At 54.2% G+C, this 21,289-nt stretch carries 30 protein-coding genes; all 30 read right to left on the bottom strand.

Annotated features, from left to right (window positions below; all coding sequences use genetic code 11):
- Positions 1–4 precede the first annotated feature (4 nt).
- The 30 genes from NE547_RS07500 to NE547_RS07355 all read right to left on the bottom strand — a co-directional run bounded on the left by NE547_RS07500 (position 5) and on the right by NE547_RS07355 (position 21,125).
- Positions 5–313, bottom strand: coding sequence for a hypothetical protein (locus NE547_RS07500; RefSeq protein WP_087359059.1), 309 nt, complete (start codon positions 311–313; stop codon positions 5–7).
- Positions 314–324: 11 nt separating this feature from the next.
- Positions 325–678, bottom strand: a complete 354-nt coding sequence (locus NE547_RS07495) for a hypothetical protein (protein ID WP_009258531.1) — start codon at positions 676–678, stop codon at positions 325–327.
- Positions 678–2,024, bottom strand: coding sequence for a phage tail tip lysozyme (locus tag NE547_RS07490; protein WP_195328317.1), 1,347 nt, complete (start codon positions 2,022–2,024; stop codon positions 678–680). The genes NE547_RS07495 and NE547_RS07490 overlap by 1 nt, the downstream gene beginning before the upstream one ends.
- Before the next feature lie 5 nt (positions 2,025–2,029).
- Positions 2,030–2,572, bottom strand: coding sequence for a hypothetical protein (locus NE547_RS07485; RefSeq protein WP_195328318.1), 543 nt, complete (start codon positions 2,570–2,572; stop codon positions 2,030–2,032).
- A gap of 21 nt (positions 2,573–2,593) precedes the next feature.
- On the bottom strand, positions 2,594–2,977 hold the full coding sequence (locus tag NE547_RS07480; protein ID WP_195328320.1) for a hypothetical protein: 384 nt from the start codon (positions 2,975–2,977) through the stop codon (positions 2,594–2,596).
- 96 nt (positions 2,978–3,073) lie between these two features.
- Positions 3,074–4,108: a hypothetical protein gene (locus NE547_RS07475; protein ID WP_238068166.1), complete on the bottom strand. Its 1,035-nt coding sequence runs from the start codon at positions 4,106–4,108 to the stop codon at positions 3,074–3,076.
- A 16-nt stretch (positions 4,109–4,124) separates the two neighbouring features.
- Complete coding sequence (locus tag NE547_RS07470) at positions 4,125–4,448, bottom strand: hypothetical protein (protein ID WP_055178637.1); 324 nt, start codon at positions 4,446–4,448, stop codon at positions 4,125–4,127.
- The gene (locus tag NE547_RS07465) at positions 4,441–4,755 is read right to left on the bottom strand and encodes a hypothetical protein (protein WP_009258525.1); all 315 of its coding nucleotides are present in this window, start codon (positions 4,753–4,755) and stop codon (positions 4,441–4,443) included. The genes NE547_RS07470 and NE547_RS07465 overlap by 8 nt, the downstream gene beginning before the upstream one ends.
- Before the next feature lie 14 nt (positions 4,756–4,769).
- Positions 4,770–6,674: an HK97 family phage prohead protease gene (locus NE547_RS07460; protein WP_238068168.1), complete on the bottom strand. Its 1,905-nt coding sequence runs from the start codon at positions 6,672–6,674 to the stop codon at positions 4,770–4,772.
- On the bottom strand, positions 6,658–7,899 hold the full coding sequence (locus NE547_RS07455) for a phage portal protein (RefSeq protein ID WP_207731736.1): 1,242 nt from the start codon (positions 7,897–7,899) through the stop codon (positions 6,658–6,660). The genes NE547_RS07460 and NE547_RS07455 overlap by 17 nt, the downstream gene beginning before the upstream one ends.
- An 18-nt stretch (positions 7,900–7,917) precedes the next feature.
- Positions 7,918–8,412, bottom strand: a complete 495-nt coding sequence (locus tag NE547_RS07450) for a hypothetical protein (protein WP_195328326.1) — start codon at positions 8,410–8,412, stop codon at positions 7,918–7,920.
- 192 nt (positions 8,413–8,604) lie between these two features.
- Positions 8,605–9,159, bottom strand: coding sequence for a hypothetical protein (locus NE547_RS07445; protein WP_195328328.1), 555 nt, complete (start codon positions 9,157–9,159; stop codon positions 8,605–8,607).
- 22 nt (positions 9,160–9,181) lie between these two features.
- Positions 9,182–10,930, bottom strand: a complete 1,749-nt coding sequence (locus tag NE547_RS07440; RefSeq protein ID WP_195328330.1) for a terminase TerL endonuclease subunit — start codon at positions 10,928–10,930, stop codon at positions 9,182–9,184.
- 18 nt (positions 10,931–10,948) lie between these two features.
- Complete coding sequence (locus NE547_RS07435) at positions 10,949–11,833, bottom strand: hypothetical protein (protein WP_195328331.1); 885 nt, start codon at positions 11,831–11,833, stop codon at positions 10,949–10,951.
- Positions 11,834–11,839: 6 nt separating this feature from the next.
- Positions 11,840–12,355, bottom strand: a complete 516-nt coding sequence (locus NE547_RS07430) for a hypothetical protein (RefSeq protein WP_195328397.1) — start codon at positions 12,353–12,355, stop codon at positions 11,840–11,842.
- Positions 12,345–12,731 (bottom strand): hypothetical protein, encoded by a 387-nt coding sequence (locus tag NE547_RS07425; RefSeq protein WP_055178654.1) that lies wholly within the window; start codon positions 12,729–12,731, stop codon positions 12,345–12,347. Before NE547_RS07425 ends, NE547_RS07430 begins: the two co-directional genes overlap by 11 nt.
- Before the next feature lie 10 nt (positions 12,732–12,741).
- The gene (locus NE547_RS07420) at positions 12,742–12,954 is read right to left on the bottom strand and encodes an SH3 domain-containing protein (RefSeq protein WP_256175194.1); all 213 of its coding nucleotides are present in this window, start codon (positions 12,952–12,954) and stop codon (positions 12,742–12,744) included.
- A gap of 13 nt (positions 12,955–12,967) precedes the next feature.
- Entirely contained in the window at positions 12,968–13,384 is a 417-nt protein-coding gene (locus tag NE547_RS07415; RefSeq protein WP_195328335.1) for a hypothetical protein, read from the bottom strand.
- Complete coding sequence (locus NE547_RS07410; RefSeq protein ID WP_009258513.1) at positions 13,374–13,715, bottom strand: hypothetical protein; 342 nt, start codon at positions 13,713–13,715, stop codon at positions 13,374–13,376. Before NE547_RS07410 ends, NE547_RS07415 begins: the two co-directional genes overlap by 11 nt.
- A gap of 449 nt (positions 13,716–14,164) precedes the next feature.
- Positions 14,165–14,428, bottom strand: a complete 264-nt coding sequence (locus tag NE547_RS07405; protein WP_055178660.1) for a hypothetical protein — start codon at positions 14,426–14,428, stop codon at positions 14,165–14,167.
- An 18-nt stretch (positions 14,429–14,446) separates the two neighbouring features.
- The gene (locus tag NE547_RS07400) at positions 14,447–17,167 is read right to left on the bottom strand and encodes a winged helix-turn-helix transcriptional regulator (protein WP_238068170.1); all 2,721 of its coding nucleotides are present in this window, start codon (positions 17,165–17,167) and stop codon (positions 14,447–14,449) included.
- Between the two features lie 3 nt (positions 17,168–17,170).
- A complete protein-coding gene (locus NE547_RS07395) occupies positions 17,171–17,728 on the bottom strand; it encodes a DUF2800 domain-containing protein (protein WP_195328338.1) in 558 nt (185 codons plus the stop codon).
- Complete coding sequence (locus NE547_RS07390) at positions 17,700–17,999, bottom strand: hypothetical protein (RefSeq protein WP_242957253.1); 300 nt, start codon at positions 17,997–17,999, stop codon at positions 17,700–17,702. Before NE547_RS07390 ends, NE547_RS07395 begins: the two co-directional genes overlap by 29 nt.
- Positions 18,000–18,155: 156 nt before the next feature.
- Positions 18,156–18,338, bottom strand: a complete 183-nt coding sequence (locus tag NE547_RS07385; RefSeq protein WP_055178666.1) for a hypothetical protein — start codon at positions 18,336–18,338, stop codon at positions 18,156–18,158.
- Positions 18,339–18,441: 103 nt separating this feature from the next.
- Positions 18,442–18,567, bottom strand: a complete 126-nt coding sequence (locus tag NE547_RS07380; protein WP_256175192.1) for a hypothetical protein — start codon at positions 18,565–18,567, stop codon at positions 18,442–18,444.
- Positions 18,554–19,144 (bottom strand): hypothetical protein, encoded by a 591-nt coding sequence (locus tag NE547_RS07375; protein ID WP_195328340.1) that lies wholly within the window; start codon positions 19,142–19,144, stop codon positions 18,554–18,556. Before NE547_RS07375 ends, NE547_RS07380 begins: the two co-directional genes overlap by 14 nt.
- Before the next feature lie 783 nt (positions 19,145–19,927).
- On the bottom strand, positions 19,928–20,194 hold the full coding sequence (locus tag NE547_RS07370) for a hypothetical protein (RefSeq protein ID WP_195328342.1): 267 nt from the start codon (positions 20,192–20,194) through the stop codon (positions 19,928–19,930).
- A gap of 238 nt (positions 20,195–20,432) precedes the next feature.
- Positions 20,433–20,561: a hypothetical protein gene (locus NE547_RS07365; RefSeq protein ID WP_256175190.1), complete on the bottom strand. Its 129-nt coding sequence runs from the start codon at positions 20,559–20,561 to the stop codon at positions 20,433–20,435.
- 5 nt (positions 20,562–20,566) lie between these two features.
- Positions 20,567–20,863, bottom strand: coding sequence for a helix-turn-helix transcriptional regulator (locus NE547_RS07360; protein WP_172694864.1), 297 nt, complete (start codon positions 20,861–20,863; stop codon positions 20,567–20,569).
- A complete protein-coding gene (locus NE547_RS07355; RefSeq protein ID WP_238068172.1) occupies positions 20,853–21,125 on the bottom strand; it encodes a hypothetical protein in 273 nt (90 codons plus the stop codon). Before NE547_RS07355 ends, NE547_RS07360 begins: the two co-directional genes overlap by 11 nt.
- Positions 21,126–21,289 lie beyond the last annotated feature (164 nt).

The following is a 21,289-nucleotide window of genomic DNA, read 5'->3' as shown; positions in this document are numbered from 1 at the left end:
CCCATCATTCCGTTTTCTTCGGCCAGTTCTTGAATGCCTCAATCAATTTGTCGTAGCCCACCATGGCCGCGTAGGCGGACAGAAGCCCGACCACGACAGCCGCAAATACCAGATACCAGGTAATTGCAATCCCTTTGATTTGTGCATAGGCGGCGCCGGCGGCCAGTGTCAGCGCCTCCGACACCATAAGCGCAAGGAAATTTGTGGGAATCTTGTCCCAGGTCACAGTCTTAACCACCTGGACAATGATGTTGGTCAGGATCGTAACCCCGCCAATAATCATCAGCAGCGTCGAAATGATTTCCGCGTTCATACGCTTCCTCCTTAAATTGCCGGGCTCTCCACAGAGCCAACCGGTGTCTGCGAAACATTTACATTGAAATTGGACGCCTTCGCCGTTTCAAAAGTGATTCCGCCCTCCCGGTGGTCGGACTTGCACAGGTTCAGATAGAAACTGCACACCACGCCATGGGCCGTCCAGGGCAGACCGACCATAGCGCCGATCCAGGGCAACGCTCCCATATACCCCTTATAGACACAGTAGAAGGCCAATAAAAAACCGCCGATGGTCACGATCCACAACAGCGGACGGATATCGGCGATCATCCATTTTGAAAACTGCGAAAGGTCAGGTTTTCTTCCAGATTTGCCTCTGGTCCGGCTTCGCCTGCTTTTCATCACGCAAGCCCCGCCATCTGCGCAAAGCGGTAGAAGAGCTGGGCCGCCTGCTCTCTTGTCAGACCGGACGGCCACATCATGTTCGGCTTGCCGTCAACCGCGGTGCCGTTCCCGGCAAAGAGCCCCACACTTTCAGCCCAAACCCGGGCCTCTTCCGACCAATCGCCGCAGTTGTTGTTCTGAAGACCCTTAAGGTAATTCGTCATGGCCGCGCCGAACATCTCATTGAATTTCGCCTGATCCATATCGTCGTCCTCCTCCGGTACGATAGAATAGTCGGGGCGGCCGTAGCCGCCGATCTTGTTGTATCCCAGGGGGTAGCTCTTATCCCGGACACAGCCGCCGTTTTCCACGACGCCGGCCGCGGAGCTGGTGTTCCCCTCGATGGTGTAGACCCGCCCGCCAGACACCTTCTCCACGATACCAGTGTGGTAGAACGACTTGCCGCCGTCCTTCGTAAAGAAGATCTGGTCGCCAGGCTGGGGACCTCCGGTGTAAAACCGTCCCTTCTGCTTATAGTAGTTGGCGGAACCGGTGCACCCTGCCCCCACGCCGTTCTTTGCCTGGCAGAGCAGCTTCAACGCCAGCTCCAGACCGAACGTGTGGATGTGGCACCAGTCCACAAAGATGTCGCACCAGGAATAGCCGTTCTTCCTTCCGTTATAAACGACCCCCAGCGCATCCAGATCCCTGGCATACTTGTTCCAGTTTTTATCTCCGGCATTGGCCGTCTTATGATCGAGCTGGGCATTGGTTTCTTTCTCGATATAGCCGATCTCGGCTCTGGCCGTGGCTAGCACGCGCTCCACAGCCGGCAGCATCGTTGTAGAAGACATCGTTTCACCTCTTTCTGCAAATTGGTCGTAATACTTCTGCCCGTAAGCGGCCCGTCTGGCCTTGGCCGTCTCGCTCTGGTCTGCGGGGCGCTCAAACTGTACCAGCGCGGCGTCGGAGGCCGCCCGGACAGATGCGGCGGTCTTCAAGATGTTGACCAGAGATGGATAGCTCTCGGTCAGTTCCTTCCAGAGAAAATCCAGCTGCATCTCCAAATCCCCGATGCTCTTGCCGCGGCTCAGGGCAAAGACGAGCAGCTTTTGCTTCCGGCTCCAGAATGTCCACTGGGCAAGGCCATATCCGGCGCTGTCGTGGACAAAATCCTGATAGATTCTGGCGTCCACCTGGGCGGTATAGTCCGCGTCGGACAATCCCAGCTTCTTTTCACAGGTGTTCTGGAGATTGTCCGGCTTCAGGCCGCTCTCGGCATAGAGATTCCCCATCAGTCCAGCCGCTCCGCAATCCGAGAGGCCTTTCTTCTTGAAGAAACTCCAAATCACTGCTTCGGACATGTGCATCATCCTCTCGAATTGGCTCTCTTTCTGCGTGCCGCGTTCAGCGCACGGTTCTGTGCAAAGATTTCCTTCTGGCTCATTTTCTTTTGAGGGCCGTTCTTTGCGTTGCAGACGTTAATCAGCGTCATAAGCCGGTTCAAATGCCACTTCTGGCACTCAAAGGGGATCTGGTGGGAGAGCATCCAGTAGTAGATGATCTCCGCCGTGACGACCTCATTGGCCGACCGGCCCTTCCGGCCTTTGACAAAGGTGGTCGCCGTCATGGAATCGTCGATGTAAGCGTCGACCATTTTCAGCATCTGGGGCGTAATGGCGGTGTAGACATCGGGGTCCACGTTCTGGGTCAATGTCATGCACCGGACATAGTCGATCCGCTCCTCCCGCGTCTTCGGCTTTCGGGAAAGGTAAGGCTTATGCCATTTTGATTCCCATTTTGAAAGGGAGACCAGAGAGTGTTCCAGCCGAAGCACCTGCTTCTTGGTCGTGATAAAACGGTCGTTCGCCTCGTCATACTGCTCGGTCTCCGGTATCACAAGTTCCAGCATCTCTGATCTCCCCAGTCAGCCTTATGCCCGAGGAGCCGGAGCCTTCTTGCCCTGGGGGACGATGCCGTTGATGAACCGGGCCGCCGCTTCCGCATCGGTGGCCAGCTCCATGAACAGATCGCTGTACGCCTCCGTCTGGGCGAACGCGTCCCGCAGCTCCTGGTTCTTGATAAAGCGCTTCCCGTCAGGGGACTTCTCACCATAGGCCCGCAGAATGATGTCCTTGAAGATGGCGATGATCTGCTTCCCATCCTGGGCCGCGACAATGCGGTTGATCATCTCCACCAGACCGCCGTCCACGGAGAGCTCCAGCTCGGTCACCTCGGCCTGGGTCAGATTGAAGTAGAAATCCTCCGTGCGGGAAACGCCGTTATAGTCGTTGTAAGTCCTTGTCAGCTTCAGCATTGCAGTTTTCTCCTTTCAAAAATAAAAGAAAGCGGAGCCCTCGGTGAAGAGAGCTCCGCCTTGCGGATTCGTTGTCTGGATTTCAGTCCCCGTTTCTCAGGACTCCAGAGTCAGGCCGGTCAGAGTATAGATCTTGGTGACAGAGGAGCTGTCCTTGGTGGAGATTACCTTGACGCTCTGGGAATTGTTCTTGATGGGCAGAACAATGTTCTTGTCCTCATCCAGAGCCACAGCCCCCTTGGTGCCGCCCACCAGCTCCACGGTGGTGGTGGCGTCGGCCGGAGCGACGTCAAATTTCAGCGCCAGATAGTGCCCCTTCTGCTCAGAGGGATCGCTGCTGAACCCGGTATAGCCGGTCACATTCTTCAGGCTGCCGGTGATGGCGCTCTCGCCCACTACGACGTTGCTCTGAAGTTCGGAGACCTTCTTGCCCAGCAGGGTGGCGGAGGGGCTCTCCGGGGCGACGGTCACTGTAACATCGTTCGCCAACAGCTTGATGACTTCCTCGGGCAGAGGCAGCCGGGGCTCCGTTTCCTCGGTGCCGTAGAGGATGTCCTCCAGCGCCTTCAGCTTGGCAGGGTCGGCCTTGGTGGAGGTGATGATCAGACGGGCAGTGGGCTTGAAGCCGGGTACGTCCACGGGAGTGGTCGTGACCTCCCAGCTGGGGTTGATGGGTTCAGGAGAGTCGTTGACAGTCTGATAGCCCCGCTCAGAGGGAGAGGCCAGACCGCCGTAGACCAGGTGCAGCTTATAGCCGTGGTCCTGACCGTCCACATCGTTGCCCAGCTTGGTGCGGTAGCTCAGGCCAAAGACCTTGCGGGTCTGCTGGCCGGCCATCACGCCGGGGGCGATCTCCGCGGAGCCGTCGCACTCCTCCCACTCGTCGGGGTAGGTGTAGCACTCAATGGTCAAACCGAAGTCCTCGGCGCCCACCAGCACCAGGTACTTGATGTTGTCGGCGTACATGTTGTTGGGCTCGGCGCCGGAGGGGCTCTCGTTAATGGCGGTGATGCCGCTCCAGGCTATACCCCTGTCGTAGACGCCGGTGGCGCTGATGGGGTAGAGGACGGCGTGATCGATGCCGGTTTCGTAGAAACGTTCCCCGATCTTGTCCCATACGAGTTTACTCATTTCGGATTTCCTCCTTTTAATAGTACAGGTTGAAGATGTCGTGGTTCAGATTGTCGGCCGTGAAATGACGGTCGTGGGCGCACATGGGCAGCATGGCAAGGCGGTGGGGCAGATCGCTGTCCGGGTTCTTGTAGATGGCCGTCACCTGATACCGGTCCAGCAGCCGGTAGGGGGCGTTGTCAGCGTGGATGGCGCTGATTTCGCTTCGCTCGTAGACGATGCAGGGGTACTGGATTTCCTTGCTGGCCGGAGGCTGAAAATAAGCCCGGCACGCATCGCCGCGTTCCGGACAGCCAAGAATCCCGCACAGAAGGGTATGAAGTTGAATCCTGTCACCCATTGTAGAGCCCCCCAATCGTCAGGATCAGGCGGGGATATCCCACTTCGACCTTGGAAATCTTCCATTTCGCGCCCATGTACGCCACATACCGCATCTTGTGGAAGTTCTTCCTGGCGAACGGATCGGCGACTATGCTGATCTCATTCGCGATATTGATGTCGTCGTTCAGGGTCTCCCCAGACTGAAGCTGGCGTGTATTCCGAGTCAAATCGCCATAGTACGGATACTCAACGATCTTCTCTTCATACACGCCAGGGGCAGTCTCAACGGTATCAGCATAGCCTACCGATCCATAAAATTTCGCCATTTTGAAGCTTCTCCTCAGGGAGTGCCGGCGCTGGAACCACCGCCGGAGCTGGCGGCCACAGGCTCCTCCAGCGCGATGGCGGAGTAGACGCGGGTCAGCGCGCCGGACAGGCGGGTCTCGATCAGGTACTTCTGCTGGTTGAAGTCGATGTCAAACTGGTCAAACCGGGTGATCTCGCCGCCCTTGGTGGAGCCCACGGTATAGTCGGCCAGGTTGACAAAGAGGCCCAGCAGCTTGTGCTTGGCGCCCTCGTCGTCCATACGGACCAAGCCCTCGAACTGCTCGGCAGTATAGAGCTCGCCGATGTTCAGGGCGGCGGCCAGGTCGGCCTTGGAGTTGTAGATGCGGCGGCCGTTCATGTCCCGGGCCAGCAGCATCACGTTCACCAGATGAGGCGTGCAGAAGAAATCAGGGGTGCCGGTGCCCTTGTACTTCTCCCGGGCATAGAGAGCGGCGGTGATGATGGCCTCGGAGTAGATGTAATTCTCGCCGAAGCTCATATCGGTCTTGCTACCGTTGAGCTCGGCGCGGGCGGCCTCAATATCCACGTCGTAGTGGATGGTGTAGAGGTCGTTGTCGTTCCAGATGGAACGGATGTGGTCCTCGGAGATCTTCATCTCGTCGTCCGCTTCGCGGCCGTCGCCCACCATGATGGCGGTAGCCACCTCTTCGTTGAGGTTCTCCCGCATCACGGCATACTGGTACTCCACTACATCGAAATCAGTGATGTCGACAATGTCGTCCCGGTGCAGGGCGTCGGTGCGGTACACCGTCTGAGGGTCAGTGGTCCGGGTGATGACGTTCATGTTGCCGGACAGAGTCTTGCGCTTGCCCTTCTGATAGCCGTGGGCCCGGATGGAGTCCTTGCGGGTGTCCATCTGGCGGGTACGAATACGGCTGATGGGGCTCTTGTGGACCTTCTGCATGACGGCAGTCACCCAGCCCTGGTCGCGGGTAACGCGCTCAGGCGCGCCGGGGCGCAGGTCCTTGAAGTCCGGGAACAGGCTCTCGATATTGTCGATGCCGTGCTTGAGCTCGTTCTGCTCAGCGTAGATCTTCAGAGCGGTCTGAAGGCTGCCCACGCTGTTGCTCTTGGCCAGAGCAAGAATGTCAGCGCGGTCGGAGTGGCTCAGAACGGTGTCCTGAGTGTCTTCGTTCTCGAAAACATTGTGCTTCATGGTCTTGTTTCCTCCCTTGGTTTTGTCAGATTTCTTGTCGGGGTCGTCGTCATCGTCGTCGCCCCCGTCCCCCTTGCCCTTCTGGGAATCCAATTCCTCCATGGCCGCGCCGATCAGGGCATACATGACCGTTCTCTGCTCCTCGGTCATGCTGTCCACCACGTCCTGGACGGTCTTCTCATTCTCAGGCTTCTCCTCTTTTCCGTCGTCCTTAGGCTTGTCCTCTTTCTTGCCATCCCCAGAGCCGGCCTTATGAACAAGAGGGGGCTTCTCGTCGGGGCGGAACAGGGAAATGGGCTCGTAGGCGGACAGGATCATCTCCTGCTCGCCGCCTTCGCCGTGGGCCATATCCACAAAGTCAATAAAGGCGCCGGGATTTGCCCCGGCGACCACCAGGCTGACCTCCCGGATGACGCCATGCGTCACATCCTTGCTGGGGGTCTGCTTCAGCCCATTGGCGTAAATGGACAGGGACGCGATGTCCCCATGCTGGACCAGCATCTTAGCCGCCTTGCCGGCGTCGGTCTCGTTGAATGTGCAGTAGGCGTAAACGCCGTCCTTCCGGTTCTCCAAAAGGGCGTGGCCCAGGATGTTGCCAGGTTCGTCGTGCTGGTGGTTCCAAACCAGGGGAACCGTCTTCCCGTCGCAATCCTCGAATGCGTTATGGCGGATGGTTCGTCCGTCCGCGCAGACAAGGTCGTTCCGGGTCGCCCAGCCACTAAAGTCATACTTCAGGTTCATTTTGAACGTTTCCTCCTTCAGATGTTGATGGTGGCTGATTGCCCTCCTCTTTCGGGGCGCTTAAGTTGCTGTTTCGGAGCTCGTCCGCCTTGGGGTCCTTCGACGGCTTCATGCCGATCTTCTGCCGGATCTCATTGGAGGTCATGATCTCGTTGCGGGTCATCTTGTCGGCAATTTCGGCAATATCGTTGATGGGCACCAGCCGGAACGGGTCTCTGAAGAAGAGGATCGACTGCTTCTGTGACCGAGCAGTTTTGGTGAGGAATTTCCTCTTCATTTCGTCAACAATGGCTGATAGGATCGGTTCAATCGTCCGGTTGTCGTAATTCAGCTTCGTCCGGTCATCGGCAGTCCCGTCCAAAATCCCCTGCGTGATCCCCAACTGGCTGTAAAGCATGCTCGTCAGGTATTCAATCTGGGACATCAGATTGTTGTCGATGGGCCGGTTCAGCTGGACCACGTGTTCCGTGCCGTCGGTGTAAGCGACGCCATACTTGGAGCCGGACAACTGTTCCTCGATATCTTTACGGCGTTTTTCCGCCTGTTGACGCCTCGCTTCCGTCTTGATGACGTAGGGCAGCTGAATAATCAGGTTGAGTTTTCCGGAACCGCTCTGCTCGTCGATTGCGTCCAAAATATTGAGTTTTCGGATCAACCGCTGCATGGTGGAGTTGGGCTCATTCATCACCGCGAAAAACGGGTTCTCAATGATGGCGACCCCACTCTTCGGCAGGATGACATCCTGCTTCTCGCCCCGGTTCTCGTTGTAGACCCGGACCTTGACGTGCTTGGGATACCACTCCACGATTTTCCCGGTACGCATCGTTTCGATCTTGAACGAGCCGGTCTCCGGGTCGAGGTCGGTATCCGTGGGCACGATGGCCACGCATCCCTCGTCCAGCATGGACATGACCACGTCCTGGATAAAGGCCCGCCCGGTCTGGTCCAGATTTGCCTCCAAAGTCAAACAGCCGTTCAAACTTGAATTGATCACCTCTGTAAACCGGCCGTCGTCATCCAGGCGGACATGCTGAATCCCAATCGACGCCGCGTCCAGCGCGATCCGGTTGTAGACGGAGGTAATGATGGAGCGCTCGTTTCCCCGGCTGAAAATGGGCCGGTCCGGGCGGTAGGAGTAGCTGGGGCCAAGGGAATGGCTGTACTTGAAAAACTCATTGCCTAAAAAAGCGTTCCAGGCGTGTTTCAGCCTGGAACCAACTGACATTTCCACTTTTCTCACCTCCTACGACAGCAGATCGGCGTACATCTTCTTGAGCAGCTCGTCGTTCTGCTTCATCAAGGCCGCGAAGTCGTAAGCCGGAGGAGGCTTTGCCGCGGATGCCTGCTTTGTGGCCGAGGCAACGGTTTTTACCGCCTGCTGAACGCCGCCGCCCGGAGACGGCCCGGGAGTCCGAAGCTGGCTGACCGGCGTTGAGAAGACGGAGGCGCTCTTTTGAAGCTGCTCCACGGCCCGCTTTCCCTGCTCTGCCTTTGCGGCAAGCTCCGCCGCCTTTTTCGCCCCGTGCCGTTTTACCAGATAAGCGGTAAGAACGATTCCTGCGGCTGCCGCCGCTCCCACGGCCGCTTTTCCGGCTGCGGGCAGCTTCTTCCGCTCGGGTCCATCCTCACCGCCGTACCGTTTCCGGCCCTGGGACGTCAAGCTTCCATCCTTCTGCTGAAATCTCCGCACGCCCCATTTCATCCCACGGATGCCGTAGTGCTGCAAAACATCTGACAATCGCGGTCACCTCCTATCTGTGATAAAATTTGTAACAACCGTCCCGTGTGTATCTAATTTAGGTCAAAAAAAAACCACAGACCCGGTTAAGAGTCTGTGGTGAGGCGTTTCGCCGCTTTGACAGGGCGAATGCCATTGTGCAAAAGAATGTCGAGAAAAATAGGAGTCAACGCCATCATTGTCCCTCTCTTCTCAATGGGCATAGTAGGCCCGCAGCTTTCTGTTCTCGCTGATGGCCTTTCCAGCGAGCAAAGCGTTCACGATTGTTCCGCCCACTGCGATAGCTGAGCCCGCAAGTTGTGCCGTCCGCTGGTCTTCCATCCCTTTGGATAAGAGTGAACTTACCGCATAGGAACCAACTACTATGGCCGTTTCCGCTAAATAAGCAGTTCGGGTATTCCCGGTAATGGTCTTGCCGCGCTGATAAAGTTTCTTGCCTTCATCCGCTAACTTGTCGGTCTTCAGTTTACCATAGGCGTCTTCCATCCGACGTTTTTCGGTTTTGACGGCCCGATTAGCGTCCTTGACCTGCTGCCGGGTAGCCTGTCCGGATTTATGGGCGGCTTTCGTTTCTGCCGCTTTTGATTTGGCACGTTCATAGTCCGATTCGGCTTTGCGATAGCGCTCCAGTCCTTTTCGGGTATAGGAACCGTCATAGTTCTGATAACGCCTGACGCCCCATTTCATGCCCTTGACTCCATAATGGGCAAGGCAATCCTGGGGAGAAGGTTTATAATAGGGCTTCATAAGTACCCCCCCCCTTTTTTTTTTACTCAAATGCTTCTGGGTTGTGTTTATAGGCGACGTAGGCGTCCATCATGGCCGCCACCGCGTCGATCTTCTGGTCAGACCGCTTTTTCAGCAGCTTACGGTTGCCGTTGGTGTCCTCCATCGTGATGCAGTTGCCCATAGAGAAGGTGATTAAGTCCTCGTCAAAGAGCAGCATCCGCTCTCCGGCCAGCTTCTTCAGCTCGCCCAGGGGGACGGATTCCGTTCTCGCCCCCTGCCGGACCACCTCGACCCCAAACGGGCCGTTCTCATTGACCCACCGCTCCACAAATTCCTTGGCGTTGTAGGGGTCATATCCAAAGCAGCGCACATCGTAGCCGCAGTTGATGACATGGTCGTCCAGATCCTCATAGACCTGCATCATGTCGAGAACTGTCCCCTCCATGACGATCAGGCTGCCCTCTGCCATAAAGTCCTCGTACTTAACCCGCATGGCGGCGGGGAGCTTATGGAGTGTCACCGATGTGATGTAGTTGCGCGACTTAACGCCAAAGGAACCATCCCGAAGAGGGAACAGGAACGTAAAGGAGCAGAAGTCATCGCCCTGGGAGAGATCGGCGCCCATGGAGCAGGGCATCTGCCAAAACCGCTGCCGGCGGTGGGGCAAAGTCTCCTCGTAGGTGAAGTAGTAGGTGTACCCCTCCATAGGAAGGCCGAACCGCTTGGCCAGCATATCATTCCGTGTGGCGGGGGCGGTTTCCGCCCGGTCCACATCCTTCTGATAGGTCTCATAGGTGACGGTCTTTCCCAGATTCGGGTTGGCCTTAGGCCACATATCGGGGTAGGCCACCTCCTCAACAGAGTCCAGCTTGTACCACCAGATGGAAACATGCTCCTGCGGAGGGCCAATGCCTTGGAGAATGTTCATCAGCTCCATTTTGATGGTATCGCCGGCGCCGTTACGAACCGTGCCCTCGGAACTGGTCGCTATAATAAGGTAGTCGTCCAGCTTGGAGGCGCCCTGCTCCACCGCGCCGATGACATCCTCCCGGGCGTCGGCGGAGGACAGCCACTCGTCCACGGTGGCCACTTTGCAGCGCAGGCCCTGGAGCTTGTCCACCGACATGGGGCGGATCTCAATCAGGGAGCCCGAGATAAAATTCTCAATACCCTTCTTGGTAGAGGCCAGCTTCACCCGATTGGCCCGGGACCCGGTGGTGTTCTGCAAAGACCCCTCAGTCATGAACTGGAAGACGGGGCCTCTGGCCCGGGTGATGGCGGTCTTGATGGGGTTGATGATCTCCTCGGCCTGCTTCATGGTGGGGGCCGTGGTGATCTGATGGGTGGTGGAGCCGTCCACAACACAGAAGTATGCCTGAATGCAGGAATCGTAAAGCGACTTCGCCGCGCCTCTCCCCACGATCAGGTACTGCTTTTTGGTCAGCCGCTGCTTGATCCGCTTGGTCACATAGCGTCCGCCTCTGCCGTCCGGATTGGGTACATAGACAGAGCGGTCGTCGAAATAGTACCAGCCGAACACCTGTTCCCCCCAAAGCTTGAAGGTATCCAGGAGATGCAGGTCGGAACCGTCGGTCAAGGTCAGCTCGTTCTCGCAGAACTCGATCCAGCCCTCCACCGCCCTGTCATCATAGTAGTAACTGGGCGACTCGATCAGCCGGTCAATCCGGTACATCTCCATGGCAACTTCCTTGCAGACCGGAATATCGCCGCGGATGACCGCATCGCGGAATGCGCCGTAGTAACGGGGGACGGCGGTGTTGGATAACATCGGTTCACCAGCCTCCCGTTACAGCCCCAGCGCTTTTCTGCCAAGGAGAACCAGGGTGGAGAACTTCTGCTCGCTCAGCTTTGTCCGGTAGGTATCTTTTGGAATAACCTGCTCCATGTCGAACACGATGATGGGCGATTTGGCCTTGAAACCGCCGTAAATGGCGTCGTTCGTGTCAAGGAACGCGCCATAGCCCGCCTTCTTGCATTCGTTAAAAAACTTGGTGCGCTGGACATAGACGTCATGCCCCTTCCATCGGTCGCCCTGTCCGTCATATGGAATCACATAATTGAACATCCGATAGACTGTCTGGAGATCTTTGGCCGAGGGCGTATAGTCCGGGTCCTTCATCCTTTCCAACACTGCGGCAGCTTCCCGATACCCCTTGAATTTGTACTTGTCTTTCACGAAATAGCTCTGCATCCGGTCCTTATCCGTTACAAAGTTATAAAAATCCCGATCTTTTCGATAGAGATTCATGAAGACCTCTGCGCCGGAGTCCTCGCTCGCCACCTTCAAGTCGGTTTTAAGCGAGTTGTCGATCCGGTACTTCATAAACGCGCCGGTTCCGATTTGCTTCCCATTCTCGTCATATACCGGCTGCGGGATCGGCCGGTTGAACAGTGCGTTATACTGGTGCTTGTCCAGGGAATTGTGGGTTGCGTAGAACATATCGGTGTTCTTGGTCCGGTCCTTGTCATAGGACAACGTGCTCAGGGTCGTCTTATCGGCGTTCAGCACTTCGTCAAAGTGCTTCTTGTTGTAGATGCTGTTGCCGCTCTTCCGCTTATTGCGGATGGCTTTTTTCTGGGCCGGAGTGTAGTCGCCGCCCCGCAGGGGATAGGGAGGACCGTTCCGAACGCCCCACTTCTGTTTCAGAATTCCATGGTGATGCAGTTCCATAAACAACTACCCCCGCAATTCCTTGATTGCAAGGGCAATGCTCAGGGAAGACCCTGCGATCGCCAGAACGCTTCCCGCCACTTCCAGCGTATCCCGCAATGCCTGCCGCCCTTTAGAAACCTGAGCTGGGGAGGTATCCGCGAACAGCTGATTGTATTGCCGCTCCAGAAGCTCCCGGTTGATCTTATCCCGCATCTCCTTGTCGGTCATCTTGCTCAGATCCATCCGTTTCGGAGCTGGCTTGGACGTGCTGGTCTGCTCCAGCTTTTTCATCTCCTTCACCAGATCCGAGCTGGAGTCGACGGTTTTCTTGGTCCGCTCCAGGTCCTCCTTAGCCCAGCGCTTCGGGTCCGGGTTGGACAGGTCGATGCGGTTCTCCTTCTTCTTGGCCGCGTTTTCCCGTTTATCCCGGTCATAGCGTTTTTCACCGGCGGCGGTCAGGGTGCCGTCTTTGTTCTGGTAGCGGCGGACGCCCCACTTCATGCCTTTGATGCCGTAGTGCAGGAGCATGCTATTCTCCATTTTGACTTTCCTCCTTCCCGCTAGTGTTCTTCACGGGGTCCGCTGCAACAAAAAGCCGCCACTCAAACTCACTGATCTGCCGGTTGATGGACTCAATGGCAGCGGAGCTGAGAGGCGGGTCAAATAACAACCGAACCTTCATGTAAACGTAGGATTTGACTAAGGAAAAGATGTTCGGCTTATCCTGAATAAATCCGGACCAGACTTCATCTTTTCCTGAGATTGAGAAACCGTTGGCAGGTCCAACGCCCATTTGCGTCAGGATGGAAAACACACTGTTGATGTGGATGATGATGTCCGGGTCAAAGTGCGTGTAACTCTCGTCGATGCCCAACAGTTTCTTGATTGATATCAGGATGCTTTCGGAAATCTCCATAACAGCCTCCTCACCGGCGGACTGCGATGAACTTCTTCATGCAGTACCCCTGGGTGCCGTTGGAGGTCGATACTTTATAGAAAGCATCTGTTGGCTCGTCCATATTAACGGAAACTCTGGTCAGAGCCGTAATGACTGTAAGGACTTTGGAATTTGCTCTCGGCTCTTGATAAAGCGCCGCTCTCAGACAATTCGTCACAACACCGGCAGCATGATTCTCCATTTCGAGTCCTCCTCTACTTTTTCCAAGGACAGGTATCATTGGGTCTGCGTGTAATCGGCTCCTTGAACAACCGGTTCTCGTCGCCATAATGGATGGCCAGATGCGTCTCATGAATTGTGGTGATCAGAAACTCGGGATCGAGGATGATCCCTCTTCGCTCCCGGATGTCCTCCGGGCGGATCGGGTTCATGTGGTGGATAAGTGGACGGCGGTAAATCTCCCGTCCGGCAATTCCCAAATCACACCCCATGTCCCGGGCAATCACAACATCCCGGATCTGCTTCCACTCCGGGGAGCGATAAAAGACCTGATTCATGTACCGGTCAAAGCCGAAGGTCTCCTCTCCGACAACACCGTTCAAACGAAGATAGCGGTAGCGCTCCTCGAAGGTGGGGAGAAGGATCAATTCCGAGTAACATCTAATACTCATCCCCGTCCTCCTCGTCCTGCCCGCTGTACCGCTTAAAGGCGGCCATGGCCTTTTCGTAGAGCTCATCCATCCGGACTCCGGATTTGTACGCCTCGGTCTTGGCCTGGACCAGCTCCACCTCTTTGGCAAGCCGCTCATTTTCCAGACGCGCCCTGGTGGTTCCGAGCTTCAGGATGGTGGTGACCTCCTGGGAAGAAGCCGTCCCCTCCAGCAGACGCTTTTCAATCAGGTTGACGGCCAAATCGATCAGCTGGTTCTCTCTGGCCTCCGGTGTCAAGGCGGCCCGGCGCTTCCTCGGTTGAATGCCAGAAGGTTTCGTTGCTTTTGCCACACTTGACACCTCCTCTCACTTAGAGTTGTGGCAGTTTCTGTGATGTTTGGACCGGTTTTCAGCGGTGCTTGAAGAAGCCCGCATAAGCAGCTTACCGACAAGTGGAGAAAAACTCGCGGCAATGGAGGTAATGCATTGCGTACTCAGCCGGAAAGGAGATCACAGCTGAACGAAAAAGAGTCCTCGCCGGTAAACGCCGCCCTGTGGGCTTGTTCAAGCACCGCTGAAAACCGAAGCCATTTTCCAAAAATATCCCCCGGAGAATTTTTGAAGACCATCGCGATGCATAGGGGGGGGTGGTATTTTTAAGGGGTCCCCCTATACCCTTTAACACACCTTGAACCCTAAATCTGGTCGTCATTTCAGAATTTTTTCTCTAAAATGACAAAAAGAAATGCGCTCTGAATCAGAGAACATTTCTTTTTCCTGGTTTTATAGGCTTTTGGGGGTCACATGGTCACGGCAGGCTCGGGTTTCAGCTTCCGCTTCACCTTTTTATAGATCCCCAAGGGGTCATACTTGATGATGTCGTTAATGGCTCGCTCGATTTCTTCCATGTTCTCCTGCTCAGAGAGCTGATCGGAAGTACGGGCGATACGCGCCAAGAAAGCGCAGGAGTGATACCCGTTGTCTTCGTCAAACCGATACCAGGCTTCATACTGGGTAAAGGGGTCATACGGGTTGTCGGTCGTTGTAAGCATACACGTTTCCATTCGCTCTCACTTCCTTTCTTACTCATTGAGATACTTGGAAACAACAGAAGATGAAAGGTTCAAAGCATCAGCAATCTCGGCATTGGTACAGCCAGAGTTTGCCATTGCCTTGATGCGATTGATGCGAGCAGTCGACAACTGCGTCGATGCTCTTGGGGTTGCGCGTTCCCGGACGACATCGGGATCAGAGTAACGAAGAATCTCTTTCAAGGTTGTATCAGAAATTGCGCCAGCCTGAATTGCTTCCCATTCTCCATCAGAGATTGTAATGCGCGTTCCTTTCCCGCTTGCTCCAGTCGTCACACGAGCGTCGCTAATTGCGGAGCGACGAATCTTTGAGATTTCGTCTTTGTCGGTAATGTTGTTAGCCTGAATCTTTGCCTTAACTTGCGCATTGGCAATACGCTGAGCCTCACGTTCACGAGGAGCGTTAAGCTGAGCAGTCTTCAACGCACTGGTCAATCTGGTAACTTCAGGCGCATAAGCCTTTGCTGCACTGGCATTACGAACCAACGTGGGCGTCGCTAAGTATTCAAGCCTTGCCCGATTGGCAAGTGCCTTCATACGATTTGCGTAGTCAGCATAGGCATCTTCCTGGACAGTGCCGGAAGACAGGGTCCGAACATCGTCGACCTTCTCCAAGAGCTTAATCTTTGTCGTGGCCGGAATTGTTTTACCAGACTTCGGGTCCACATAAGTACGCCCGGATTCCTTGTAGATGACCTTTCCCGTCTCCTTGTCGATACGGCCGCTGCCCTGACGCTCCGGAACGTCGACGCTTTGCTTCCGTCTGGAGAGCAGGGTGGATGCCCCGCCCACTTCCTTTCCGGTTTCGGGGTCCGTGTACCCTTGCCACCGTTTGCGGAGGGTGGGGATGTCGTTCTCTACTTCCGACCGCTTATAGTCAAGCTTATGCTTAGCCGCATCGATGACCACCATGCTATGCTTGACGGCCTTAGTAATTTCCTCCTCGGGGGCCCCTTTTAAGGTCATATCCGTGATGAGGTTGGAGATTTTACCCATCTCTATCTGGGTGGCGGCTTTTGAGAGGAGCCGGACACCAGTCTTTCCCTCGGTGGAGTATTCAACTTTTGGGTCGAAATCCTTCAAACCATCCAAGGCGGGGGTGGATTTCACCGACACCTTTCCGCCCACGGGGATGACCACCACCTGATCGCCGTCAAAGTCCGCTCCGGACAATCGCTCCGCCACCTTCGGATTGATGCCGACGGCGTCACGGATGTTCTTGCCCAGAATTGAGATCGCCGACTGATTTTTATTGTTGACCGTCAGCTCCGGGATCTCAAACGTACCCCCATGGGGGTAACGAATCAGGACGACCTTCTCTCCGTTCCGGTAGTTGGGGGCATAAATCTCCGTCTCCTTCATTTTGGTGATGGGGAGGATCACTTGCGTACTCTGCCGGGGGAGGGCCGCCGCTTTCAAATGGACAACTGCGGAATCGCATTCGTCTGCAAAGTCCATCAGCAGTTTCCGCTTGATGGTGGGGTTATTGAGAGAGCAAATTTCCGCGAATTCATCGGCGGCATCGGCATAAGTCAAGTCGAGCTGCTTCTGAATCAACTTGATGGGCTGCTTAGAAAGAAATTGGGAGGATAAGTTCTTGCTCATCTTGTCCCAGTCTCCCTCTTCCTTCAGCTTGTTGATGGCGGATAGGGACTTCTTTTCTCCGGTGATGGGATCGGTGTACTTACCATTCGGGTCAGGGTAGTAACTTTGACCATTGGCCTTGATGAACGCGCCAAAGGGGTTATCGGGGGCATCCTGAATTTTCTTTAAGACATCCATCTTTGGCGTTCCGGAATGTTTGTTCGTGTTGAACACGATGTCTGCACCATCCGGCATATCATCAGAATACATGGCCATGCCTTTTAGATAATGAGTCCCGTCCACAAGGATGCGAACCTGAGCATAGTGAGAATCCCCCAAGTCGAGGTCTGCCACACCACGGCGAAGTTCAATAACGCCATCCTTGGAGGTGCCACCTTCGTCGCCATAGCGAATCTTCACCCGACCGGAATCAATGCTGGCCGGATATTCCCGCTTATCCCAAGACGCACCTCCGTCAGCAGAATGATAGTCGCCTACCGACTTGATGATGTCCAGGTTCTGGTAAGCATCACGCTGCTCAATGTCAGGAACGGAGATAACCGGCGTGATAGTCCGTTTCTTCGGGTCGTTTACCTGAGGGACGCCGACACCATAGCGGTTATAGCCCTCGGTCTCCAGAATGAATAGCGCCTCCTGGAGTACGCCTTTGGACACGCCAAGCTGCTGCTCCACACCCTCGCCCACGTCAAGAGCCCCTTTGACCGCCAGCTCCTTCTTCAGAGCCTCGGCGGTGGCAAGAGCCTTGTTTTTATTGCTCGCGGTGTTCTCGTTGAGCAGGGCACGGACAGAGGAGTCATTATTATACCCCATGATCTTGGCGATCTCGTCCAGTGTCTTTCCCTCTTCCCGAAGGGACTTCGCTCGCTCTGCCTGTAAGGCGCGCCGTTCATGTTTCGCCACACGAACCTGCATACGGAGATCGGTGGTAGACATCTTCAGCTCCTCAGCAATTTCCTTTTGAGATTTGCCAAGCGCCTCAAGTTCTTCCACACGGGCCAGGAAGTCTCCGCCGTGTTGATAAGGGTTCTCGCCAGAACCCCAGGGGTAGCGCCCAGAGCGCCTCTTGACGCCATAGTGCATCAAAATATCATCCACAATGGGGTCCATGGCTTATTCCTCCTCTTCCTTGATACTGTTGATGATTTTGTCGAAGGTAACAATGCGGTCCATGATGGGGAAAATATCCTCGATGGTAGGCTTGTGGTAAAGGACGGTATCGTTCTGATAAATACGCAACTCCATCTCAATCTCGTTTGGCTTGTAGTCATACTCCAAACAGAAGAGGGCCGCATAAACCATAAGCTGTTCCATATGCGTCGGGGCCTCGCCGGTCTTCAGATCGTGAATCCGAAGAATATCTTTCCGAAAGGAAATGGCGTCGGCGGTCCCGAAACAGTTTGGAGAATAATACAGGATTTGTTCCGGGGTCATCTTATACCCAATGGCGTCGTTCACATACATGTTCAACGTCTTCTGAGATTTTGGCAGTCGCTGACCCAGTTTGATGCATTGGGCCGCAAAAGCGTGAAGAGCCGTCCCACGCTGAGCCGCCCGGTATTTGGCGTAAGCGTCGGCGAGCTTATCTTCTGAGTAATTGATCCAGTGATAGCCACTGGCGCTAAGAAAGGCATGCTGCCCCTCAAGGTTGGAGTGTTTTGCGAAGTTCATCCAGCACTTCCTCCTTGTTCTCCGGGGAAATGAATCTGGAGAAAGACATCTCGTTCATCTTCCCAACATAATATTCTTGGTTTGGCTGTCTCTTAGCGCGTGCAGATTTCTTACACTCAAGGGAGGCCCATTTCTTTCCATAAAGAATGAGCAGGTCGGGGATGCCCTGGCGCTGATCCATCTTAAAAACCATACAGCCGGGAAATATCGTTTTCAAATTGGCAATAAGCCGGTCCTGAAAACCACTTTCCAATCTTGCGCTTCTGGCCACGAAACGGCCTCCTTTCCGATAAAAGTGATAGAAAGAATAGGATATGCGCGACATATCTCTCTCCTCTCCATAAAAGAGTCTGTTTTTTTTGCGGAAAGAAAAACAGCCCTAAAATATCAATTTGGAGCAAAAAGAAAAGAGCCGCGGATGACGGCTCTAATCTTCAATGATAAATCCAATTTTTCGTTTCGGCTTACTATTTTCCTCAGCAATCTTCTCGACCTTTGGTTTGCCAAACGATTGCCAGATCGTGGCGCCGGCAGCACTTCCAATCGCCGCCACCATCGACATGGTAAACGTCATCAATATTTGGGTCGAGTTTCCAATGTTGAGTTTCATACTATCGCCTCCCATAAAGGGGACTGCATTTTCAGCGGAAATGAAAAGAGCCGAGACACCCACAAGCGTCCCGGCTAAGCGTAAAATATCAATGTTGTGTTCATCAGCTGTTGTTCCGCAGATACCGGATCAGAATCCAAATCAGCCAGAGACCTCCGGTACAAAGGGTGAGGATAACGTCCAAGATCAGCCCGGCCGTACCCCGTTTCTTTCCGCTATTCCTGCTCATGGGAGTTCTCCTTTCCAAGTTCTTTCTTTTTCTTGACGTCACGGTGGACTATTTTCTCGACACCGGCTCTTGCTTTAGCGGCGGTATCGCCTGCGACGGCTTTGGCACGCTCCACCTGTTCAGCTCGCTTGATTGCTCGCTCCTGTTTCAACGCGGCCTTCTGCTGCTCGGTCTCTTCAAATATCCGCCGGCTCTCGTCGATGACTTCCTGGGTCACATACTGCACAATCACAGTGTCTCCGGGTTTTAGCTTCGAGTTTGGTTTGCGGTCAGAGCCAACTACCTGGAGTTCAAAGCAGTCTTTGTATTTGACGCACGCATCCCGAAAGCGAACCTCGATAGGCAGTGCTTTTAGACCGCGGCTATCCAAAAGTTCTTTTGCCTCGTCCAATTTTAGAGGAAACTTCTTAGAGCAGAGCTCCGGCATAAATATCAATTCTTCAGAAGGGGCGAGTTCTTCCTTTTTGGGAATCCGGTCGATAAGCTCGACGGCAAGCGGAGTCACGGCGCCGACAATTCCGGCGACAAATCCAAGCGTACCACCGATGTTACCGTTCGGCTTCTTTGATTTGGCCATCGGCAATCCCTCCTTTGAGCAAAATAAAAGAGTGCGCCCCAATGAAGAGACGCACTCTTGCAAAAGCGAATCTCTCCATTGTTGCCACACAATCTCATTTTAGCCTACGGGCATAACGAGGAAGAGAGAAAACACCTTTTGCCAAAGTATTTTCCCCGTAGACTAAAAAATATATGAAACTGTGTGGCATTGTCAGTATAGCACATTAAGTTTTGAATGGAAAGAGTATTTTTATAGCCGCGAACGACATTTTGAGGCGCTGATAGTAGCAGCTGGCCAGTTGGCCACTTTTTTCTTCCACTTATATATAAATTTTAATATTTTTTTTCGCATTTAAGTGAAGAGAAAAAGTGGGAAAGTGGCCAGAAAACCCGCAAACCCTTGGGGCGCAACGGTTTCAGCCTGGCCACTTTTGAAAATAAAAGTGGGCAGAAAGTGGGCAAATGGCCAATTTTTCGTCATTTTCGGTCCTTTTTTCGTGCAAGAATCAAAAGGTTTCTGGCCAGTTCCGAAACAAAAGTGGGCAAATGGCCAGTTTTCGGACTAAAAGTGGCCAGCAAAACGCCCCAAAATTGACCTGCTACTAACAGTAATAGTAGCAGCTTTTGGCCTATTTTCAGGTCGAATCCTGCTTCAAAATTGGAGACGTCCGTACCCTTCGCTACCCGGCTATACCGTTCTCCCCCCAAATATTAAGGGTCTAATCAGTGTCGTCCGTACCCTTCTGTACTTCTTCGCCACCTATCTACACACAAAATATCAATCTCTGACTAGGTTTGTTCCTCAAAATGCACGCCGCTGGTAAGGCCGAGTTCGAGGTGCCACGGGGACAAACTGGTAGCGAGGAGGAGCTGGACGAACCCGCCGATGAAGAGACATGCCATACTTTTTCGGAGGTATCCCATTCCGCTTAGGCCAGAGTTCATCGCTCTCTCCAAGGTTGCGAAACATATCCTCAAGTGCCTGTGCAGCCTCCGCCATCGACTGGCCAAATGCCACCCAAGCATCCTTGATCTTTTGAACAACCGCCAGAATCTCTTCCATGGTCATGAGTCATCACCTCTCGAATATTATTTTGGGACTTGGAAACGCCTGCTTGCATATTGGTATAACAGCAGTTGAGTGCAGTTAAAAGGTTGTCGATCTGAACTGACCGGTCTGTCCGAATCTCAACCGTCGGCTCCGACATCGGTAAATATCCAAGCGCCTCCATCTGCTTATGTTCGCAGGTGGATACATATGGACACGCCCTACATTTTGCTACAAGTCTGGATAGGCCCAAATCTCATCACCTCCAAACCTTTCCGGAGCGCTTGTCCACCAGAACAATCCGCCCCTCAATCTCAAAGTCCGCCAACTCACAAATATCAAAGATGGCATAGAGCAGCTTATGGAACCGCTCCTCCTCGGCATCCATGTTCTTCAGAGCTTGGTAGGCTGTGGGGTCTGAGTAGCCCTCTGCGTTTTTTCGATCATTCCAGGACAATTTTTATCACCCCGTTCATTCATATATTTGATAAGCGATTGAGCGTGCATATCGCTGATACCGTATGTTTCTTGTAGTTTAGAGACGAACCAGTCTGGAACATTTTTTCTTCCGCATTCGATGGCAGACAACTCAGCCGGAGAAATATCAAGATCCTTTGCCATGTCATAGAGCAGGAGCGCCCGAACCAGGCGGATATCCCGCACCATTCTTCCAAAAGCGTCAAGTCCCATAGTCGCTCTCCTTATGCCACGCCTCAATGTCGACACCAATCCGCTTCAGCATCTGGGTACAGAGCCAAATATCATCCTGGTCCTCCATCTCATATCGGCTGACCAGCTCCTTGATGCGGTCGTGGAAGGCATCGTAATAGGTTCGGAGCCGCTGAGCCCCGAACCCAAATTGTTCATGCAGCACCCACAGAATGGTCGCATCGATTTCGGCGATGTGTTTTCTGTCGTACTCGGCCAGTTCCCGCTGGATCTCTAAATCCATCGCTTTTTTCTCCGCTGCGGTAAGTACAGCGCCGTACACTTTTCCTCCGGCTTTCTTGAGTTACATAGGTGCCTCCCATAATCCAGTTTTCCTTAGCAAAGAACATGGGGACGGCGAAGAACAGCATCAAAACTGTCGCAGTCGCGTCCCCATCGAGAAACATG

Origin of the sequence: Flavonifractor sp. DFI.6.63, from assembly GCF_024462255.1 — a bacterium.
GTDB classification, from domain to species: Bacteria; Bacillota; Clostridia; order Oscillospirales; family Oscillospiraceae; genus Lawsonibacter_A; species Lawsonibacter_A hominis.
This window is presented reverse-complemented; position numbering and strand designations above follow the sequence as displayed.

Excerpts from the sequence above, each read along its gene's own strand:
- NE547_RS07500 (WP_087359059.1), bottom strand. The coding sequence starts at position 313 with ATGAACGCGGAAATCATTTCGACGCTGCTGATGATTATTGGCGGGGTT.
- NE547_RS07495 (WP_009258531.1), bottom strand. The coding sequence starts at position 678 with ATGAAAAGCAGGCGAAGCCGGACCAGAGGCAAATCTGGAAGAAAACCT.
- NE547_RS07490 (WP_195328317.1), bottom strand. The coding sequence starts at position 2,024 with ATGTCCGAAGCAGTGATTTGGAGTTTCTTCAAGAAGAAAGGCCTCTCG.
- NE547_RS07485 (WP_195328318.1), bottom strand. The coding sequence starts at position 2,572 with ATGCTGGAACTTGTGATACCGGAGACCGAGCAGTATGACGAGGCGAAC.
- NE547_RS07480 (WP_195328320.1), bottom strand. The coding sequence starts at position 2,977 with ATGCTGAAGCTGACAAGGACTTACAACGACTATAACGGCGTTTCCCGC.
- NE547_RS07475 (WP_238068166.1), bottom strand. The coding sequence starts at position 4,108 with ATGAGTAAACTCGTATGGGACAAGATCGGGGAACGTTTCTACGAAACC.
- NE547_RS07470 (WP_055178637.1), bottom strand. The coding sequence starts at position 4,448 with ATGGGTGACAGGATTCAACTTCATACCCTTCTGTGCGGGATTCTTGGC.
- NE547_RS07465 (WP_009258525.1), bottom strand. The coding sequence starts at position 4,755 with ATGGCGAAATTTTATGGATCGGTAGGCTATGCTGATACCGTTGAGACT.
- NE547_RS07460 (WP_238068168.1), bottom strand. The coding sequence starts at position 6,674 with ATGAACCTGAAGTATGACTTTAGTGGCTGGGCGACCCGGAACGACCTT.
- NE547_RS07455 (WP_207731736.1), bottom strand. The coding sequence starts at position 7,899 with ATGTCAGTTGGTTCCAGGCTGAAACACGCCTGGAACGCTTTTTTAGGC.
- NE547_RS07445 (WP_195328328.1), bottom strand. The coding sequence starts at position 9,159 with ATGAAGCCCTATTATAAACCTTCTCCCCAGGATTGCCTTGCCCATTAT.
- NE547_RS07440 (WP_195328330.1), bottom strand. The coding sequence starts at position 10,930 with ATGTTATCCAACACCGCCGTCCCCCGTTACTACGGCGCATTCCGCGAT.
- NE547_RS07435 (WP_195328331.1), bottom strand. The coding sequence starts at position 11,833 with ATGGAACTGCATCACCATGGAATTCTGAAACAGAAGTGGGGCGTTCGG.
- NE547_RS07430 (WP_195328397.1), bottom strand. The coding sequence starts at position 12,355 with ATGGAGAATAGCATGCTCCTGCACTACGGCATCAAAGGCATGAAGTGG.
- NE547_RS07425 (WP_055178654.1), bottom strand. The coding sequence starts at position 12,731 with ATGGAGATTTCCGAAAGCATCCTGATATCAATCAAGAAACTGTTGGGC.
- NE547_RS07420 (WP_256175194.1), bottom strand. The coding sequence starts at position 12,954 with ATGGAGAATCATGCTGCCGGTGTTGTGACGAATTGTCTGAGAGCGGCG.
- NE547_RS07415 (WP_195328335.1), bottom strand. The coding sequence starts at position 13,384 with ATGAGTATTAGATGTTACTCGGAATTGATCCTTCTCCCCACCTTCGAG.
- NE547_RS07405 (WP_055178660.1), bottom strand. The coding sequence starts at position 14,428 with ATGGAAACGTGTATGCTTACAACGACCGACAACCCGTATGACCCCTTT.
- NE547_RS07400 (WP_238068170.1), bottom strand. The coding sequence starts at position 17,167 with ATGGACCCCATTGTGGATGATATTTTGATGCACTATGGCGTCAAGAGG.
- NE547_RS07395 (WP_195328338.1), bottom strand. The coding sequence starts at position 17,728 with ATGAACTTCGCAAAACACTCCAACCTTGAGGGGCAGCATGCCTTTCTT.
- NE547_RS07385 (WP_055178666.1), bottom strand. The coding sequence starts at position 18,338 with ATGAAACTCAACATTGGAAACTCGACCCAAATATTGATGACGTTTACC.
- NE547_RS07380 (WP_256175192.1), bottom strand. The coding sequence starts at position 18,567 with ATGAGCAGGAATAGCGGAAAGAAACGGGGTACGGCCGGGCTGATCTTG.
- NE547_RS07375 (WP_195328340.1), bottom strand. The coding sequence starts at position 19,144 with ATGGCCAAATCAAAGAAGCCGAACGGTAACATCGGTGGTACGCTTGGA.
- NE547_RS07370 (WP_195328342.1), bottom strand. The coding sequence starts at position 20,194 with ATGACCATGGAAGAGATTCTGGCGGTTGTTCAAAAGATCAAGGATGCT.
- NE547_RS07365 (WP_256175190.1), bottom strand. The coding sequence starts at position 20,561 with ATGGATGCCGAGGAGGAGCGGTTCCATAAGCTGCTCTATGCCATCTTT.
- NE547_RS07360 (WP_172694864.1), bottom strand. The coding sequence starts at position 20,863 with ATGGGACTTGACGCTTTTGGAAGAATGGTGCGGGATATCCGCCTGGTT.
- NE547_RS07355 (WP_238068172.1), bottom strand. The coding sequence starts at position 21,125 with ATGGATTTAGAGATCCAGCGGGAACTGGCCGAGTACGACAGAAAACAC.